This is a genomic window from Thalassospira marina (assembly GCF_002844375.1).
Lineage (GTDB): Bacteria > Pseudomonadota > Alphaproteobacteria > Rhodospirillales > Thalassospiraceae > Thalassospira > Thalassospira marina.
On the sequence record NZ_CP024199.1, the window covers coordinates 2,178,540 to 2,195,499 of the forward strand.

Annotated in this window: 16 protein-coding genes; 5 read left to right on the forward strand and 11 right to left on the reverse strand. The window is 52.9% G+C overall.

All coding sequences use genetic code 11. The annotated features are described in order from the left end of the window. Window positions 1–30: 30 nt before the first annotated feature. Complete coding sequence (gene recQ / locus CSC3H3_RS09975) at window positions 31–1,860, forward strand: DNA helicase RecQ (RefSeq protein WP_101286181.1); 1,830 nt, start codon at window positions 31–33, stop codon at window positions 1,858–1,860. Between the two features lie 16 nt (window positions 1,861–1,876). On the opposite strand, the gene CSC3H3_RS09980 is transcribed toward recQ, so the two are convergent. The 4 genes from CSC3H3_RS09980 to dapA all read right to left on the reverse strand — a co-directional run bounded on the left by CSC3H3_RS09980 (window position 1,877) and on the right by dapA (window position 4,701). Then, on the reverse strand, window positions 1,877–2,365 hold the full coding sequence (locus tag CSC3H3_RS09980) for a glutathione peroxidase (RefSeq protein ID WP_342751385.1): 489 nt from the start codon (window positions 2,363–2,365) through the stop codon (window positions 1,877–1,879). A 108-nt stretch (window positions 2,366–2,473) separates the two neighbouring features. Further along, on the reverse strand, window positions 2,474–3,133 hold the full coding sequence (locus CSC3H3_RS09985; RefSeq protein ID WP_101284732.1) for a sulfite oxidase-like oxidoreductase: 660 nt from the start codon (window positions 3,131–3,133) through the stop codon (window positions 2,474–2,476). A gap of 181 nt (window positions 3,134–3,314) precedes the next feature. Next, entirely contained in the window at window positions 3,315–3,791 is a 477-nt protein-coding gene (smpB, locus tag CSC3H3_RS09990; protein WP_101269673.1) for an SsrA-binding protein SmpB, read from the reverse strand. Between the two features lie 31 nt (window positions 3,792–3,822). After that, a complete protein-coding gene (dapA, locus tag CSC3H3_RS09995; protein ID WP_101269671.1) occupies window positions 3,823–4,701 on the reverse strand; it encodes a 4-hydroxy-tetrahydrodipicolinate synthase in 879 nt (292 codons plus the stop codon). A gap of 177 nt (window positions 4,702–4,878) precedes the next feature. Between dapA and CSC3H3_RS10000 the strand changes: the two genes are divergently transcribed. After that, the gene (locus tag CSC3H3_RS10000; protein WP_101284733.1) at window positions 4,879–6,948 is read left to right on the forward strand and encodes a lytic transglycosylase domain-containing protein; all 2,070 of its coding nucleotides are present in this window, start codon (window positions 4,879–4,881) and stop codon (window positions 6,946–6,948) included. A gap of 98 nt (window positions 6,949–7,046) precedes the next feature. Then, window positions 7,047–7,745, forward strand: a complete 699-nt coding sequence (locus CSC3H3_RS10005; protein WP_101269668.1) for a haloacid dehalogenase type II — start codon at window positions 7,047–7,049, stop codon at window positions 7,743–7,745. A gap of 181 nt (window positions 7,746–7,926) precedes the next feature. Here the strand turns inward: CSC3H3_RS10005 and CSC3H3_RS10010 are convergent, their stop codons facing one another. Together CSC3H3_RS10010 and CSC3H3_RS10015 are read right to left on the reverse strand one after the other, a co-directional pair. Then, entirely contained in the window at window positions 7,927–8,379 is a 453-nt protein-coding gene (locus tag CSC3H3_RS10010) for a bactofilin family protein (protein WP_101269666.1), read from the reverse strand. Next, window positions 8,339–9,679 carry a M23 family metallopeptidase gene (locus tag CSC3H3_RS10015; protein WP_101269665.1) on the reverse strand — a complete coding sequence of 447 codons (1,341 nt, stop codon included), beginning with the start codon at window positions 9,677–9,679 and terminating at the stop codon, window positions 8,339–8,341. The genes CSC3H3_RS10010 and CSC3H3_RS10015 overlap by 41 nt, the downstream gene beginning before the upstream one ends. A 228-nt stretch (window positions 9,680–9,907) precedes the next feature. On the opposite strand from CSC3H3_RS10015, the gene CSC3H3_RS10020 reads away from it, so the two are divergent. Together CSC3H3_RS10020 and CSC3H3_RS10025 are read left to right on the forward strand one after the other, a co-directional pair. After that, entirely contained in the window at window positions 9,908–10,399 is a 492-nt protein-coding gene (locus CSC3H3_RS10020; protein WP_101284734.1) for a phosphatidylglycerophosphatase A family protein, read from the forward strand. Next, window positions 10,396–10,911, forward strand: a complete 516-nt coding sequence (locus CSC3H3_RS10025; RefSeq protein ID WP_101284735.1) for a CinA family protein — start codon at window positions 10,396–10,398, stop codon at window positions 10,909–10,911. The genes CSC3H3_RS10020 and CSC3H3_RS10025 overlap by 4 nt, the downstream gene beginning before the upstream one ends. Before the next feature lie 90 nt (window positions 10,912–11,001). Here the strand turns inward: CSC3H3_RS10025 and CSC3H3_RS10030 are convergent, their stop codons facing one another. The 5 genes from CSC3H3_RS10030 to CSC3H3_RS10050 form a co-directional block, all read right to left on the reverse strand. After that, a complete protein-coding gene (locus CSC3H3_RS10030) occupies window positions 11,002–11,463 on the reverse strand; it encodes a type II toxin-antitoxin system RatA family toxin (RefSeq protein WP_101269660.1) in 462 nt (153 codons plus the stop codon). Window positions 11,464–11,513: 50 nt separating this feature from the next. Further along, window positions 11,514–12,488 (reverse strand): lipoyl synthase, encoded by a 975-nt coding sequence (gene lipA, locus CSC3H3_RS10035; RefSeq protein ID WP_101284736.1) that lies wholly within the window; start codon window positions 12,486–12,488, stop codon window positions 11,514–11,516. Between the two features lie 124 nt (window positions 12,489–12,612). Beyond that, complete coding sequence (lpdA, locus tag CSC3H3_RS10040; protein ID WP_101284737.1) at window positions 12,613–14,010, reverse strand: dihydrolipoyl dehydrogenase; 1,398 nt, start codon at window positions 14,008–14,010, stop codon at window positions 12,613–12,615. A 90-nt stretch (window positions 14,011–14,100) separates the two neighbouring features. Further along, on the reverse strand, window positions 14,101–15,423 hold the full coding sequence (locus tag CSC3H3_RS10045) for a pyruvate dehydrogenase complex dihydrolipoamide acetyltransferase (RefSeq protein WP_101269654.1): 1,323 nt from the start codon (window positions 15,421–15,423) through the stop codon (window positions 14,101–14,103). Between the two features lie 65 nt (window positions 15,424–15,488). After that, complete coding sequence (locus tag CSC3H3_RS10050) at window positions 15,489–16,925, reverse strand: pyruvate dehydrogenase complex E1 component subunit beta (RefSeq protein WP_101284738.1); 1,437 nt, start codon at window positions 16,923–16,925, stop codon at window positions 15,489–15,491. Window positions 16,926–16,960 lie beyond the last annotated feature (35 nt).

Consider the following 16,960-nt stretch of genomic DNA (forward strand, 5'->3'; position numbering starts at 1 on the left):
GACCCGCTTCTATTTTCCGATCATGACCTGATGTCATCGACAGATGAACCTGCCCTGAAAACACCACAGCAGGTGCTCAAGGATATTTTTGGGTATGACAGTTTCCGGGGCGTTCAGGCAGACATTATCGACCATGTGATTGCCGGTAACGATGCACTGGTCCTGATGCCAACTGGCGGCGGCAAGTCACTGTGCTATCAAATTCCAGCCCTGTGCCGGCATGGCACCGCAATTGTTGTGTCACCATTAATCGCGCTGATGAAAGACCAGGTTGATGCCTTAACGCAGCTTGGCATCAAGGCAGCCTATATCAATTCAACATTATCGCCCGATCTGGCCCGCGAAGTGGAAATGCGCGCGATCGAAGGCGATATTGATCTGCTTTATGTGGCGCCGGAACGCTTTGCCACCGACAGGTTTTTAAACCTTCTTGATCGCATCAGCATTTCCCTGTTTGCAATCGACGAAGCGCATTGCGTATCGCAGTGGGGCCATGATTTCAGGCCGGAATACCGCAAGCTTGATATTCTGCCAACGCGGTTTGCCCATGTGCCGCGCATTGCCCTAACAGCAACGGCAGACGCGCCAACGCGCAAGGATATCGCCGAAAACCTGCATCTTAGCGATGCCCGTTGCTTCATGACGGGGTTTGACCGGCCCAACATCACCTATCGCATTGAAACCAAGGGCAACAGTAAACAGCGACTGTTATCCTTTCTTAATCGTGAACATCCTGATGACGCCGGTATTGTTTATTGCCTGTCTCGCCGCAAAACTGAAGATGTGGCGCAATGGCTAAGCGATAATGGCCGCCCGGCCCTGCCCTATCATGCGGGGCTGTCGCAGGAAACGCGCCAATTGCACCAGGACAGGTTCCTGCGCGAAGAAGGCCTGATCATTTGCGCCACCGTCGCCTTTGGCATGGGGATCGATAAACCCAATGTACGGTTTGTGGCGCATTTGAATTTGCCCAAAAGCATGGAAGCCTACTATCAGGAAACCGGTCGCGCCGGGCGTGATGGCCTGCCCGCCAATGCCTGGATGAATTATGACCTATCAGACATTGTTTCCATCCGTGGCATGCTGGCATCTTCCGATGCGCCCGATGCGCAAAAACGCATTGAGCAACGCAAACTTGACGCGCTGATCGGCCTTGCCGAAACCACCAAATGCCGCCGACAGGTAATTTTGTCCTATTTCGGTGAAACAGACGCCAAACCATGTGGCAATTGCGATACGTGCCTGGAACCGGTGGATACGTGGGATGCAACGGATGCCTCACGCAAGGCCCTGTCGGCCGTTTACCGCACCGGTCAGCGCTTTGGCCCCGCCCATGTTATTGAAGTCCTGATGGGCCGCAATACCGAAAAAATCCGCCAGAATGGCCACGAACAAACCAGCGTTTACGGCCTTGGCAAAGACATTGCACAACCACAATGGCGTTCGGTTTTTCGCCAGTTGCTGGCAATGGGATATTTGCAGGTCGATGAAGAAGGCCATGGCGGCGTTTACCTGACCGAGGAATCACGCCCGGTATTACGTGGCGAAAAGGTTGTTGAAATGCGCCTGGATGCCAGCGAGCGCAAACGTGCAACCACCCAGCGCCTGCGCGATTTTGACACCTTTTTTGAAGATGAAGACGACCGCCAGATGTGGGAAGCCCTGCGCAAATTGCGCCGGGACCTCGCCCAGGAACAAAACGTGCCGCCCTATGTCATTTTCAATGACCGGACACTTTCGGAAATGGTGAAATTCAAGCCCCGCAGCCTTAATGAAATGGCAGCGATTAACGGTGTTGGTGCCAAAAAGCTTGATCAATATGGCCTGGCGTTCCTTGATATTACCGATGGGCGCATGTAAAGGCAGGCAGCAATCCCTAAAGCTTTTCGGCCAATGCCTGGGTAATCGCCTTTTGCAGTTTGTCATCTGCCGGGGTTACCGAACTAGGGAAGCTGGCAATCAACCGGCCGTCCCGCCCTACCAGATATTTATGGAAGTTCCATTTCGGCGCCTGTTCAGGGCCCAGTTCATCACGTGCCCATTTGTAAAATGGATGGGCATCATCACCACGCACGGACTGGCGCGTGGTCAGCGGAAAGTCGATATTAAAGCTGGTGGTGCAAAAATCGGCAATTTCCTGATTATCTTTAAATTCCTGACCACCAAAATCACCCGATGGCACCCCCAGCACGATCAGGCCTTCGTCGCGCCGTTTCTGCCACAGGCTTTCCAATCCTTCATATTGTGGTGTGAACCCACAAAATGACGCCGTATTAACAATCAGAACGGCCTTTCCTGCATATGACTGCAATGGCAATGCTTCACCCTCGATTGACTGAAAATCAAAGTCATATGCGCTTGTCATTTCGCCTCCTTGTGCGGGTAAAGTTCCGGCAAGCACAAGCGTCGCAACAAGCAGCAATTTTTTAATGCGTAGGCTCATGGTTTGTGCTCCCATCAAATGTTGCCGTTATCAGCTATAACGTTCTTCCGTCCAGGGATCGGCATTATTGTGATAGCCGCGTGTTTCCCAAAAACCTGGCCCGTCACTTGCCGAAAATGTAATTTCACGTACCCATTTCGCGCTTTTCCAAAAATACAACTTCGGGATAATCACGCGAACAGGCCCGCCATGTTCCTCGGTAATTGGCAGGTCCTGCCAGTGATGTGCCAGCAGCACATCATCATCAAGAAACTGATCAATCCGGACATTGGTTGTGTAACCATCGTGGGCGGTAAACAGCACATATCTGGCTTTGTCTGTCGGACGAACAATACGGGCCAGCTCGTGGGCCGAAACACCCTGCCAGTGATTGTCATAGCGTGACCATGACGTCACACAGTGGATATCGCTTTGATCATAAATGGCTGGCAAATCCAGAAACTGGTCCATCGTCAGGGAAACCGGGTTTTCAACCTCGCCCTTGATCGAAAGCTCCCACCCTGCCGGGTCAATATGCGGTGTGATGCCAAGATCCAGAACAGGCCAGTCCTTTACCTCGCGCTGCCCCGGCGGCAGGCGGTTTTCACGGTTGATGTCGTGCTTTCCAGTGATCAAACGGCCCTTTTCCGCCCATTGCTGTTTGGCAGCAATCAGCTTTTCACGAATGGCACCGGTAAAGATATCGGCCATGATCGGCTTCCTCCTGTCTCAGCCAAAGCCTGTTTTCACGCACCAGCATTACCACGCCAAAAAATGAAAACTGCTTTAGATACGAAAAATGGCACAGACACGTTCACCATGTCTGTACCATTTTTATGTTTCGACGTGCAGGCGTGATCACAACTTCATGAACACAACCAGCCAGCCCCTTTTATCCATGATCGCGAAGGATACGTGCCTTGTCACGCTGCCAGTCACGTTCCTTGATGGTCTCGCGTTTGTCGGCCTTGCGCTTGCCTTCGGCAATTGCAAGTTCCAGCTTCGCTATCCCGCGATCATTGAAATAGATTTTAACCGGTACCAGTGTCGTGCCCTTTTTATTTACGGCATCCGACATCTTGGTGATTTCGCGTTTATGCAACAGCAATTTGCGCGGGCGGCGTTCTTCGTGGCCGAAGGGCATTTTACTTTGATATTCAGGAATATAGGCATTGATCAGCCATACTTCGCCGTTTTTCGGCTCCGCATAGGATTCCTGAATATTACCTTTGCCTTCGCGCAACGATTTCACTTCGGTTCCGCGCAGGGCCAGCCCCGCCTCGAACGTTTCCAGAAGGAAATAGTCGAAACGGGCCCGGCGATTTTGCGCTACCAACTTGCTGTTGCTGTTTTCTTTTTTTGCAGCCATATCAAAAACTTGTTGGCCGGCTCCTGATCAATCAGGAAAGAAGACCGGCTGATTTCAGCGCGGTTTCAACGCGCTTTTTGGATTCGTCGGCAATTTCAACCATCGGCAGGCGCATATGCGCCGTGCACAGGCCAAGAAGCGATGCCGCATATTTTACCGGACCAGGATTTGCCTCGCAGAACATTGCCTTGTGAACTGGCATCAAACGATAGTTCAACTCCTGAACCTTGGCGATGTTCCCATCGCGCCAGGCAGTATGCAAATCGGCACACAGGCGCGGTGCAATATTTGCCGTAACCGAAATGCAACCATGCCCACCCTGTGCCAGGAACGGAACAATGGTGCCATCTTCGCCAGAAAGCTGGCAAAAATCGGGCCCGGCAGCGATGCGCATCAACGCCGGGCGTTCAAGGTCGCTGGTGGCGTCCTTGACGCCAACGATGCGCGGCAGTTTTGCCAGTTCGGCCATTGTCGCAACAGACATGTCAATCACGGACCGGCCCGGGATATTATAAATAATAATCGGAATATCGGTCGAATCGTGAATGGCCTTGTAATGCGCCAGCAGACCAGCCTGGGTCGGCTTGTTGTAATAAGGCGTCACAACCAGGGCGGCATCGGCACCGGCATTTTGCGCATGGCGCGTCAGCGAGACGGCCTCGACGGTCGAGTTGGAACCCGTGCCGGCAATAACCGGAACACGCCCCTTGGCCACTTCAAGCGCAAGCTCGACAACGCGATGATGCTCGGCATGGCTAAGAGTCGGTGATTCACCCGTGGTTCCGACCGGCACCACACCGGTCGTGCCCTGTTTTATCTGCCAATCCACAAAAGACTGGAACGCTTTTTCGTCGATTACCCCGTCCGTGGTGAACGGCGTAATCAAAGCGGTAATCGAACCCTTAAACATCGATGTCTCCAAATCATAATGCGGATTAAAAAGCGTCGCGAAAATAGCCGCAGTTAGCGCCTATCGCAAGCACCAGAACGAATTGTTTCGTCACTGTTTGGCTTTTGCCGGTTTCACTGCCATAATACCCCCTGTCTTGAGCGCAATTTTCGCCCTGAGGCATGAGGGGTTTTTTCGATGGCGAATGTTAGTTTCCGCCGATTTTCTGCGTATGCAGCAACGCTTGGCACGGCCTGCCTGATCACGGCAGGCGGCCATTATAATTCGGCAAGTGCGGCAACGCCCGAGCCGTCACCACTGGTTCTTGCGCCTCCCTCGCCGGCATTTTCCAATATCAGCCGGGCGCGTCTGAACGTTTTTCTTGATGCACTCGAAAAGGGTGACACCAAAAACGTTTCCGAACTTCTGCCATCCTTTGATGATCCGCTTTTGCAAAAGGCGGTCGAATGGATGTGGCTGATCAGCCCGAATTCAAAGCGGTCCTTTGCCGAAATTACCGCTTTTATTGATGCCAATCCAAACTGGCCGAGCCAAGCCCTGCTGCGCCAACGCGCCGAAGAGGCCATGACCGACGCCGTGCCGGATTTTGAAATTCTGGCATGGTTCAAACGGTCAGCCCCTGTTACAGCGGATGGCGCAACCCGGCAGATTTCCGCCCTTTTATCGGTTGGTGAAAATGATGCGGCGATCGCGCTGATCCGCAATAGCTGGATCAATGAAAACTTTGGCACTGGCCAGGCCAAACGCTTTATTGACCGGTATGGCAAATATATCGACGAGGCAACGCACGAAGCCCGCCTTGATCGCCTGCTGTGGGAAGGCCGCACCCACCCTGCCAGCCGCATGATGAAACACGTCAATGCGGACTACCAAAAGCTGGCCGAGGCGCGCCTAGCCCTTCGGGAACGCAAAAGCAATATCGACACGATCCTGAAGGACGTACCGGCGAAATATCGCAACAATCCCGGCCTGATGTATGAACAGGTGCGCTGGCGTCGCATCAATGATGATGACAAGGATGCCCGCGACCTGCTGCTGCATAAGGCAAATGACCTGGCCTATATTTCGATTCGCCCGGAATACTGGTGGACGGAAAAGGCCATCCTGGCGCGCCGCGCCTTGCAGGAAGGCTATATCACCGACGCATACCGACTGGTTGCCAATCACGGGCAGACCGAACCCGGTGACATTGCCGGGGCCGAATGGCTGGCCGGATGGATCGCGCTGGAATTTTTGGGCGATTCGCAAATCGCCCTGCAACATTTCCAGAACCTGTATGATGTGGTGCAATATCCGATCAGCCAGTCACGCGGTGCATATTGGGCCGGACGCGCATGCAAGGCCATGGGCGACAAGGAACGGGCGAAAAAATGGTTCCACCTTGCCGCCGACCATGCGCACACATTTTATGGCCAGCTTGCCAATGATGAATTGGGCGGTGCCGTTCATTATCAGGTGGAACAGGCCCATCCGACCCCGGAACAGCGCAAACGTTTTGAAAATAACGAGCTGACCAAAGTATCCCGCGAATTGGGGGATATGGGGCTTGGCAATATCATCCGGCCTTTCATCATGGCGCTGGTGGACCAGTCTGACAGCCCGGAAATGCTGGCAATGGCAACCGGCCTTGCATCGGAATATGGCCGCACCGACCTTGCCGTTATTGCGGCAAAACGCGGTATTCGTTCTGGCGGGGGCTATCTTGATGCCGCTTACCCGGTTTATGACCTGGTTCCCAGCGGACAAAACCCTGACCCCGGGCTGGTGCATGCCATTATGCGCCAGGAAAGCCTGTTTAACCCGGCAGCGGTTTCCTATGCCGGTGCACGCGGGTTAATGCAGCTTATGCCCGCCACGGCCAAACGCATGGCAGATCATTTGAACCTGCCTTACAGCGTTGACCGCCTGACGGAAGATCCCGGTTTTAACATCCAGTTGGGACGGCAATATCTGTCCAAATTGCTTGATCGCTGGAACGGTGCCGAAATTTTGACAATTGCGTCCTATAACGCTGGTCCATCACGGGTGAAGGAATGGATCGCAGAATATGGCGATCCACGTGACCCCGATGTTGACCCGATCGACTGGATTGAGATGATTCCCTACAAGGAAACACGCAATTATGTCCAGCGGGTCATGGAAGGAACCTATGTTTATCGCCGCCGGTTTGCCCGCGATGAAATTGCCATGAGCCAGGAAAACGCGCCAGAACCGGAAGAAACGGCAAAACAGACTGGAAAGAAATAGGATAAACGGGGGAACCGCAAACATCCCCCGTTCCTGCAAAGGTTATGTGACCAACGGCACCAACACCGACCCGGTGACAGAAAACGAGGCCAGACCAAATGACTGAAACCGCTATCTCATCTTGTCGCGCATTTGTATTCGATGCCTATGGAACGCTGTTTGACGTGGGCTCGGCCATAAAGCGTTGCCAGGAAAGCCTGGGCGGCGAAGCAGAAAAGCTTTCCGACCTGTGGCGGCGCAAGCAATTGGAATATAGCTGGCTGCGCAGTCTGATGGGCGATTTCACCGATTTCTGGAATGTGACGGGCGACGCACTGGATTATGCGCTGGCGGCAGTTGGCAAAAACGATCCGGTCCTGCGGTCAAAGCTGATGGAAACATACCTGTCCCTCGATACGTTCCCGGAAGTGGTTCAAACCCTGCAAACGCTTAAGGATAACGGCCATAAGCTCGCCATCCTGTCAAACGGGGCGCGCCACATGCTGATTTCAGCCGCCAAGTCATCCGGCATTTTCTCGCTGTTTGACGAAATTCTATGCGTGGACGAATTGCGCACCTATAAGCCGCATCCCAGTGTTTATCAGCTTGCAACCGACAAGCTGGAACTTGAAGCGGGTGAAATTTCGTTTCAATCATCAAACGGTTGGGACATTGCCGGGGCCGGGCATTTCGGTTTCAAAACCGCCTGGATCAATCGCGCGGCCCTGCCCGTCGAACGCCTGTCGCACAAGGCAGACGTGATCCTGAAAGGCCTTGATGAATTGCTGCCCCTGGCCGCATCCACCAAAACCGCCTAAGAAATTTCCTTGCCCAAAGGCATGGATTTGGCGAGCTTTCGATTAGCTTAACAGATTTCCAACAAGCAAACAGCCAGGCTGCGTCATGCAACCTGGCTGTTTTAGAAATGCATCTGTGACATGTAATTTCCGTTTTGTGTTTTGAACAGATAACGGAACAACAGGCAGAAGAAATAAGGCCTTAGACTTCTTTCTTCACATTCGAGGCAACAATTTTGCCAGCCTGGATAACAGTCAAACCACCCTCTTCGACGCTTTCAATCCTGCGGCAATGGCCTTCAAGATGCGCACCGGGTTCGATTGCCAGAGTCTCGTGCAAAATATCGCCAATCATTTTTGCGGTATCGGCCAGCGACACGTCTTTGGCACGGATCTGCCCGGTAACTTTGCCGCAAACCCGAACCCGGTCTGCGATAATTTCACCACGAACTTCACCATGCTGACCAATGGTCAGATTTCGTGTCCGAATATCTCCGTCGACAAAACCGTCGACCTGAACGTCTGATTCAGAAACCAGATCCCCCGAAATCCGAAGATCGGAGCTGATTACCGAAAGCCCCCCCGCCTTTGACGGCGACGGTGTTGTATGCGTGTTACTTGTGCTCGTCTGCGTCTTGTTTGACTTTGAAAACATAATGTCCCGCCTTTATGAACTTGATGGGATCGATCTGCTTGCCGTGTAACAATACTTCATAATGGACATGACTTCCTGTACTGCGGCCGGTACTACCCATCAATGCAACAACATCTTGATATTTCACTTTCTGGCCCTTCTTTACGAGGACCTTCATCAGGTGGCCATAACGGGTTTTAAGGCCGTTGCCATGGTCAATTTCGACCATTTTACCGTACCCCCCCGTCCAGCCGGCATGCGTCACCACACCAGGTGCAGTGGCATAAATGGGTGTTTTCATCGGTGCCGCCAAATCAGCCCCCGAATGAAAAGACCACTTTCCGTTAAAAGGGTCCTTACGTTTGCCAAACTTGCTGGAAACGTAATAGTTTTCCGTCGGCTCCCCCAGGGGCAAACGGTTAATCACTTTCTGCAGACTTGCCAGTTGGTCCATCCGGTTTCCAACGGCAAGTGCGGCATTCATAAACAACTCGTCTTCCGGTGTTTCGGGCTCAAACTGCACAAACGGCCCACCAACTCCGGCATCCAAAACGCGCTTCACATCGCCGCTCATGGCGTCGTCGGTCAGTTCCTTGATCGGTACACCGGTCATTTTCAAAACCGATTTCAGATCGGAAATAGATGATCCTGCATGTTCAGCAACTCGTTCAAGTGCCTGTTTTTGCACAGTATGCAAATCAGAAATACGCTGATTGGCCTGTGCCAGTTCGCCTAACAATGCCTTGGAACGTGAAATAGCCTGATCGCGTTCATGCATGACGCGGGTCATGACCGTTTCAACCGTTTCAAGCTCGTCACGCAGGGCGATGTTGCGATTGGTCAATCCGCTTATCTGCTGCCCAAGGGCGTTCATCTGGTTATCCATTGATGAACGCAGCGCTGATATCCGGACCTTTTCCTTTTCGCTATCCGCCAGCTTCAGGCTGAAATCCTGCACACGTGCCTGCAGCTTCAGGTTCTTTTCCGCCATATTCAAAAGGTTGTGGTGCGTATCCTCCATCTGGGAGGTAATTTCGCTAAACTTTTTCTGGCTTTCGGTTACACGGTTTACAAGTTCGCTATAGGCCATCTCGCTGCGAAAAAGCTGTTCTTCGCGCATATCAAGCCGATGACTGAAATAGTAGCCAACACCCGTTGCACAGACAGTCCAGACAATCATCAACGCGCTGATGGAACCAACAACAAGCTGACGACGACGTCCCAGGTGAACCTGTGTGACGGAATCATTCGAACGGACAAGAATTTCTCTGTCCGGAAACCACTTTTCAATTGTGTGCCTAAAGCGCCCCACCAACGACATCTGTCCGGCTGTACCCTTTTAATCTAGTGCAATTTTCAGCATCAAAGCCGGAACCCCCCGATTGATACTGACGTTCTATCCCAAGACTGCAATCAGTTTACGCTACCTGCAAGCGAGCAGCGTGGCAAGCGCGTTAACACTCCTTTAACCTCAAAAAAACCTCGCGCCACAGCCAATTGGCTATGATAAGTCAGATAACCATACCCATTAGCCATATGCGAAAGTGTTATGCGCCTTACCCAGACCCTTATAACAGCATCTGCCACCTGGTTTTACAGTGGCAAGTTTCCCAAGGCCCCTGGAACCGCAGGTTCATTTGCAGCCCTACCTTTTGGCTGGCTGCTTGTTGCCACCAGCGGCAATACCGGCCTGCTGATCGCGACCGCCATTGTGTTTATTTATGGTGTTTTTATTTCTGATTCCTATAGCAAAATGATCGGAATTCACGATCCGGGCGAAATTGTTATCGATGAAGTCGCCGGTCAATGGTTATGTCTGCTGCCATTGCCACTGTCATTTTCGTGGATGGATATTGTTTGGGTCCTGCTGGCCTTTGTCGTTTTCCGGTTTTTCGACATTTTGAAACCCTGGCCTATTCGCTGGGTTGATCGGCGTGTTGGCGGCGGCTTTGGCATTATGCTTGATGATATTTTTGCCGGTGCCTTTGGCATGATCCTGCTTGCCGCGATTATCCATTTCGCCGGAGGGATGCTTAAATGACCCCTGATCAGGAAATGCTTGATGCCGCCAGCGGCATTATTGATCTGTGCCGCCGGCATGGCGAAAAACTGGCAACAGCAGAAAGCTGTACCGGAGGCCTTATTGGTGGGTGCCTGACGGCGGTTGATGGCAGTTCCAGCGTTGTTGATGGCGGTTTCATCACCTATTCCAACGAAGCCAAAATGGCGATGCTGGCTGTGCCGGGCGATATGCTGGCGGAATTTGGCGCCGTGTCCGAACCGGTTGCCCGTGCCATGGCCGAAGGCGCCCTGCGCCATAGCCCGCTTGCATCCATTACCGTCGCGGTTACCGGCATTGCAGGCCCTGGTGGTGGCAGTGCCGAAAAGCCAGTTGGACTGGTACATTTTGGTTGTGCCGCGTCAAACCGCCCCACCCTGCATCAATCGCATATATTCAAGGGTAATCGCCACGAAGTAAGGCGCCAAACCATCCTGTGCGCATTTGCATTGATCCGTGAAATGCTGGCCAGGACAGAACAACAACCTTTGTGATTTTGTCATTCATACTCAGGCAAAACAAAAAAGCGCTGAAATACGACCAGGTATTTCAGCGCTTTAATTTTTTGGCGATCGAAAGATGATCTAGGAAATCCGCGACGACGCTATGCCATTATCACCGTAAATTTGGCGGGCGCGGTTTTCAAATGAACCGACCATCAATTTAACCGCCTCGTTAAAGACCATGCCGATCATTTTTTGCAGGATTGCGGATTTGAATTCAAAATCCACGTAAAAATCCAGCAAGGTCCCGCCATCATCTGACGGCGTAAATTCCCAATGATTATTGAGATATTTAAACGGCCCCTGCAAATATTCAACATCAATGCGCTTGGGGCGGTTCAGCGTTACCTTTGATGTATATTTCTCGCGAAACATTTTAAAACCGATCACCAGATCGGCATGCAATTCATTACCGTCACGTTTTCTGACCCGTGATGCCGCACACCAGGGCAGAAATTCCGAATAGGCATCGATATCAGCAACGAGATCGAATAACTGTTCCGGCGTATAGGGCAGCTTTCTGCGCTCCGCATGCGTCGGCAAAGGAAACTCCTACGGGTGTGAACGCTAAATTGATTGCACTTTGGCGCTGCTTATTCAGCAGCGCTTGGTTTCGCAGTGGCGGCCAGTTTCTTTTCACGGGCAGCACGCATTTCGGCAAAATCACGATCCGCATGATAGCTTGAACGTGTCAGCGGTGTCGATGCCACCATCAGGAAGCCTTTGGCGCGCGCCATCGAGGCATATTCCTTGAATTCATCTGGCGTTACGAACCGGTCAACCGGAGCATGCTTCAATGTCGGCTGCAGGTACTGGCCAATCGTCAAGAAGTCCACATCGGCAACACGCAGGTCATCCATAACCTGGCTAAGCTCGTGGCGCTGCTCGCCCAAACCAACCATCAGGCCGGATTTGGTGAAAATGGTCGGATCAATCTGCTTTACGCGGTCGAGAATGCGTAGCGACTGATAAAAACGTGCGCCCGGACGAATGGACGGATACAGCCGCGGCACAGTTTCCAGATTGTGGTTAAACACATCGGGGCGGGCTTTGGCGACAATTTCAACAGCACCGGGCTTGTCGCGAAAATCCGGTGTCAGAATTTCAATGGTGGTTTCCGGCGATTTGTGACGGATCGCCTCGATCACGCGGGCAAAATGCATTGCCCCTCCGTCCGGAAGATCGTCACGGTCAACCGAGGTGATGACGACATGCTTAAGGTCCATGTCGGCAACAGCCATTGCCAGGTTTTCCGGCTCGAACGGGTCAAGCGCGTTGGGCATACCGGTTTTGACGTTACAGAACGCACATGCACGGGTGCAGGTATCGCCCATGATCATGAAAGATGCGTGCTTTTTCTGCCAGCATTCGCCGATATTCGGGCATGCTGCTTCTTCGCAAACCGTGTGCAGTTTCAGGCCGCGCGCCAGATCGCGCGTTTCCTGATATCCCTTCGAGGTCGGTGCCTTAACGCGAATCCATTCCGGCTTGCGACCAGAAGGACGATCCGGATTCTTTTGCTTTTCAGGGTGACGAAGAGCTCGCACCTCGTTGCGCGTCGTGGACATTTAAACCTCCGAAGGATGGAACGGGCGGCAATGTGCCGCCCTCCCGCCAAATTGTCAAACTGACATTCGACATGGCCGATACGACAGATCCACAAGGGAAGCCGCCGTATCGGACAATTATGACTTAGAAATGGATCGCACGGCCATAGGCGTCAAGGACCGACTCATGCATCATTTCCGAAAGGGTCGGATGCGGGAAGACGGTATGCATCAGGTCTTCCTCGGTCGTTTCAAGGCCCATTGCCACCACAAAACCCTGGATCAGCTCGGTGACTTCGGTACCAACCATATGGGCACCTAGAAGCTCACCAGTCTTGGCATCAAACACGGTTTTAACCAGACCTTCCGCCTCACCAAGAGCCACGGCTTTGCCGTTCCCGATGAAGGGGAACTTTCCAACCTTGACGTCGTAACCCGCTTCCTTGGCTTTTGCCTCGGTCAGGCCGACACTGGCAACCTGCGGATGGCAATAGGTGCAGCCCGGAATCTTGCCCGGGTCAATCGGATGGACGTTTTTAACACCAGCGATTTTCTCGACGCAAATAACGCCTTCATGCTCGGCCTTATGGGCCAGCATCGGCGGGCCGGCAACGTCACCAATGGCATAAATGCCAGGTTCTGCCGTGCGGGAATATTCGTCAGTGCCAATCACATTGCGATCAACCTTGACCTTGGTGGTTTCCAGACCAAGATTTTCGGTATTGCCAATAACACCAACAGCAGAAATCACCCGATCAACCGTCAGCTCCTGCTTCTTGCCGTCTTTGGTTTCAATCGTGACAACGACATTGTCAGCATTACGCTTCAGATTGGCGACCTTGGCTTCAGTCAGGATCTTCATCCCGTCCTTGGTCATCATTTTCTGCGCAAGGGCGGCAACTTCCTTGTCTTCAACCGGCATGATCTGCGGCATGATTTCAACCACGGTCACGTCAGCACCCATGGTGTGATAGAAACTCGCAAATTCGATACCAATTGCACCCGAACCAATAACAACCAGGCTTTTGGGCATTTTGTCAGGCGTCATCGCCTTTTTGTAATCCCAAACAACTTTGCCGTCGGCTTCAAGGCCAGGAAAAGCACGGGCACGGGCACCGGTCGCAATGATGTAATGTTTTGCGGTATAGGTGCCTTTGTCCTTGCCTTCGACATTGATCTTTTTCGGACCATCGAACTTGGCTTCACCATTGATGACGGTGACCTTGTTCTTTTTCAGAAGATGGCCAACACCACCAGCAAGCTGCTTGGAAACTCCACGCGAACGCTGAATGACGGCATCAAAATCAAAAGAAGGCTTTTCACAGGACAGGCCATAATTTTTGGCATGTTTCATGTTGCGAAAAACTTCGGCCGAACGCAGCAGTGCCTTGGTCGGGATACAACCCCAGTTCAGGCAGATGCCACCAAGATGTTCACGTTCAACAACAGCCGTTTTCAGGCCAAGCTGGGCAGAACGGATGGCGGTTACATAACCACCAGGGCCTGCACCAATCACAATAACGTCGAAATTATTATCCGCCATTTTGCATCTCCTCAATCTGTCTGATCAATCAGACAGATATTTGATTCAAAAGTTTACGGGGACTTTTTAAAGCCCCCGCCTAACCCATCCTTAAAGCAGCATGCTTAGCGGATCTTCGATCAGTTTCTTGAATTCGGCCATGAATTCGGCACCAACGGCGCCGTCGACCACACGGTGGTCTACCGAGAGAGTGCAGCTCATGACGGTTGCAATGGCAAGCGCGCCGTCTTTGACGACCGGACGCTGTTCACCTGCACCAACGGCCAGGATACAACCCTGCGGCGGGTTGATGATGGCAGCAAAGTCCTTGATGCCAAACATGCCCAGGTTGGAGACAGAGAAAGTCCCGCCCTGGAATTCCTGCGGCTGCAGTTTGCCATCACGTGCCTTGGCGGCCAGTGCTTTCATCTCGGTCGAGATTTCGGCAAGACCTTTGCCACCCGCATTGCGGATAACCGGCGTGATCAGGCCACCATCAATGGCAACAGCAACGGAAATATCCTGCTGTTTGCACTGAAGGATGGCTGCATCGGTCCAGATCGCATTTGCGGCCGGCACGCGCTTCAGCGCGATCGAGGATGCACGGATGACCATGTCATTGACCGAAACCTTAACGCCCTCGCCAGCCTTTTCATTAAGCTGCTTGCGAACGGAAAGAAGATTGTCGATCTGGCAATCAATAGTCAGGTAGAAATGCGGAACCTGCTGTTTGGATTCCGTGAGACGGCGGGCAATAACCTTGCGCATCGTCGTGTTCGGAATTTCCTCGTATTCCGGAAGTCCGGTAAGATCCGGGTTCCAGCCAGAGGTTGCCGGTGCCTTTGCAGCCGGTGCGGCAGCTGCAGGCGCATCTGCTTTGGCTGCTGCCGGAGCATCCGCCTTGGCGGCCGATTTGTTGCTCAGTGCGGCTTCAACGTCACGCTTGACGATACGACCACGCGGACCCGAACCATCAACACCCGAAAGCTCCAGGCCTTCCTGCGATGCAATACGGCGAGCAAGCGGGCTTGCCTTGACGCGATCGCCATCCTTGCCTGCGGCAGGTGCGCTTGATGCAGCCGGGGCAACATCCTTGCTTTCGGATTTTTCTTCTTTCGGGGCAGATGCTGCGGCGTCACCGCCAACATCTGGACCGGATGTATCCGCACCATCAAGTGCAGATTCATCTTCGTCTTCTTCTAAAAGCAACGCGATAACGGCGTTCACAGCAACACCCTCGGTGCCTTCAGACACAAGGATCTTCCCGATTTTGCCTTCATCAACGGCTTCGACTTCCATCGTCGCCTTGTCGGTTTCGATTTCGGCAAGGACATCACCGGACTCAACCGTGTCCCCTTCCTTGACAAGCCATTTTGCCAAGGTGCCTTCTGTCATCGTCGGCGAAAGTGCCGGCATCAGAATTTTAACTGGCATTGATGCAATCTCCCGGTAACGGGGGTGGCAGCAGCTTTACTGCGCCAGCCCCTGTCCGTTTTTGTTTAACGATAGCAAACGGCCTTGGCCGCATCGACGATGTGCTGATCCTGCGGCAATGCCAGGACTTCAAGGTTGGCCGCATACGGCATCGGGACATCTTCGCCGGTTACACGGGCAACAGGCGCATCGAGATAATCGAATGCATGTTCCATGATAACCGATGCGATTTCAGCGCCAATACCGGCAAAGTGCCAGCCTTCTTCACAGGTGACGAGACGGTTGGTCTTCATCACCGAACGCACGATCGTGTTAACGTCAAGCGGACGGATGGTCCGAAGGTTGATAACTTCGGCCGAGATGCCATCTTCTGCCAGCTTTTCAGCCGCCTTGAGTGCCTTGCCAACCATGATCGAGAACGCAACGATAGTAACATCGGTGCCTTCACGTTCGATTTTGGCCTGGCCAATCGGCAGGACGAAATCTTCATCGTCCGGAACTTCAAAGCTCTGGCCGTACAGGATTTCGTTTTCAAGGAAGACAACCGGGTTCGGGTCGCGGATTGCGGCTTTCAGCAGGCCTTTTGCATCGGCTGCGGAATAAGGCGCAATCACCTTAAGGCCCGGGCAATGTGCATACCAGGAAGCATAGCACTGCGAGTGCTGCGCACCGACGCGTGCTGCAGCGCCGTTCGGACCACGGAACACAATCGGACAACCAAGCTGACCACCCGACATGTAAAGTGTCTTGGCAGCAGAGTTGATGATGTGGTCGATGGCCTGCATGGCAAAGTTGAAGGTCATGAATTCCACGACCGGACGCAGGCCCATGAAGGCAGCACCAGTACCAAGACCAGTAAAGCCATATTCGGTGATCGGCGTATCAACGACACGTTTGTCACCAAATTCGTCAAGCAGGCCCTGAGTAACCTTATAGGCACCCTGATACTGCGCAACTTCTTCACCCATGACGAAAACATTTTCGTCGGTCCGCATTTCTTCGGCCATGGCATCACGCAGGGCTTCACGAACGGTCTGGGTTTTGAATTTGGTGTAGGTCTTTTCGTCGCGCGTTTCGTTCATCGCGCTCATGGCGCGCGGTTCATTTTCGGCACGTTCAATCGCGCCCGAAGCCTGAACCGGTGCGGCAGAAGCAGACGACGAAGCAGAGCTTTCAGAAGAGGATTCTTCCTTTTCTTCTGCCTGTGGTGCGGCTTTGGCTTCACCCGGATTGACGTTATCGAGTGCGGATGCGTCTTCGCCTTCCTCAAGGATATAGGCGATAACGGCATTCACAGCGACACCTTCAGTACCGGCATCAACGATCAGCTTGCCAATGGTGCCTTCATCGACGGCTTCAACTTCCATTGTCGCCTTGTCGGTTTCAATTTCGGCAAGAACGTCACCAGACTGGACGGTATCGCCCTCTTTGACGTTCCATTTGGCAAGGGTGCCTTCAGTCATTGTCGGCGACAATGCAGGCATCAAAACTTCAATCGGCATGGTTCCCCCTCTTTGCGGGAAAATTTCTGGTCAAA

What these genes read in the sequence shown, in the direction of transcription:
- recQ (WP_101286181.1), top strand. Translation starts at nt 31, where the DNA reads ATGTCATCGACAGATGAACCTGCCCTGAAAACACCACAGCAGGTGCTC.
- CSC3H3_RS09980 (WP_342751385.1), bottom strand. Translation starts at nt 2,365, where the DNA reads ATGACAAGCGCATATGACTTTGATTTTCAGTCAATCGAGGGTGAAGCA.
- CSC3H3_RS09985 (WP_101284732.1), bottom strand. Translation starts at nt 3,133, where the DNA reads ATGGCCGATATCTTTACCGGTGCCATTCGTGAAAAGCTGATTGCTGCC.
- smpB (WP_101269673.1), bottom strand. Translation starts at nt 3,791, where the DNA reads ATGGCTGCAAAAAAAGAAAACAGCAACAGCAAGTTGGTAGCGCAAAAT.
- dapA (WP_101269671.1), bottom strand. Translation starts at nt 4,701, where the DNA reads ATGTTTAAGGGTTCGATTACCGCTTTGATTACGCCGTTCACCACGGAC.
- CSC3H3_RS10000 (WP_101284733.1), top strand. Translation starts at nt 4,879, where the DNA reads ATGGCGAATGTTAGTTTCCGCCGATTTTCTGCGTATGCAGCAACGCTT.
- CSC3H3_RS10005 (WP_101269668.1), top strand. Translation starts at nt 7,047, where the DNA reads ATGACTGAAACCGCTATCTCATCTTGTCGCGCATTTGTATTCGATGCC.
- CSC3H3_RS10010 (WP_101269666.1), bottom strand. Translation starts at nt 8,379, where the DNA reads ATGTTTTCAAAGTCAAACAAGACGCAGACGAGCACAAGTAACACGCAT.
- CSC3H3_RS10015 (WP_101269665.1), bottom strand. Translation starts at nt 9,679, where the DNA reads ATGTCGTTGGTGGGGCGCTTTAGGCACACAATTGAAAAGTGGTTTCCG.
- CSC3H3_RS10020 (WP_101284734.1), top strand. Translation starts at nt 9,908, where the DNA reads ATGCGCCTTACCCAGACCCTTATAACAGCATCTGCCACCTGGTTTTAC.
- CSC3H3_RS10025 (WP_101284735.1), top strand. Translation starts at nt 10,396, where the DNA reads ATGACCCCTGATCAGGAAATGCTTGATGCCGCCAGCGGCATTATTGAT.
- lipA (WP_101284736.1), bottom strand. Translation starts at nt 12,488, where the DNA reads ATGTCCACGACGCGCAACGAGGTGCGAGCTCTTCGTCACCCTGAAAAG.
- lpdA (WP_101284737.1), bottom strand. Translation starts at nt 14,010, where the DNA reads ATGGCGGATAATAATTTCGACGTTATTGTGATTGGTGCAGGCCCTGGT.
- CSC3H3_RS10045 (WP_101269654.1), bottom strand. Translation starts at nt 15,423, where the DNA reads ATGCCAGTTAAAATTCTGATGCCGGCACTTTCGCCGACGATGACAGAA.
- CSC3H3_RS10050 (WP_101284738.1), bottom strand. Translation starts at nt 16,925, where the DNA reads ATGCCGATTGAAGTTTTGATGCCTGCATTGTCGCCGACAATGACTGAA.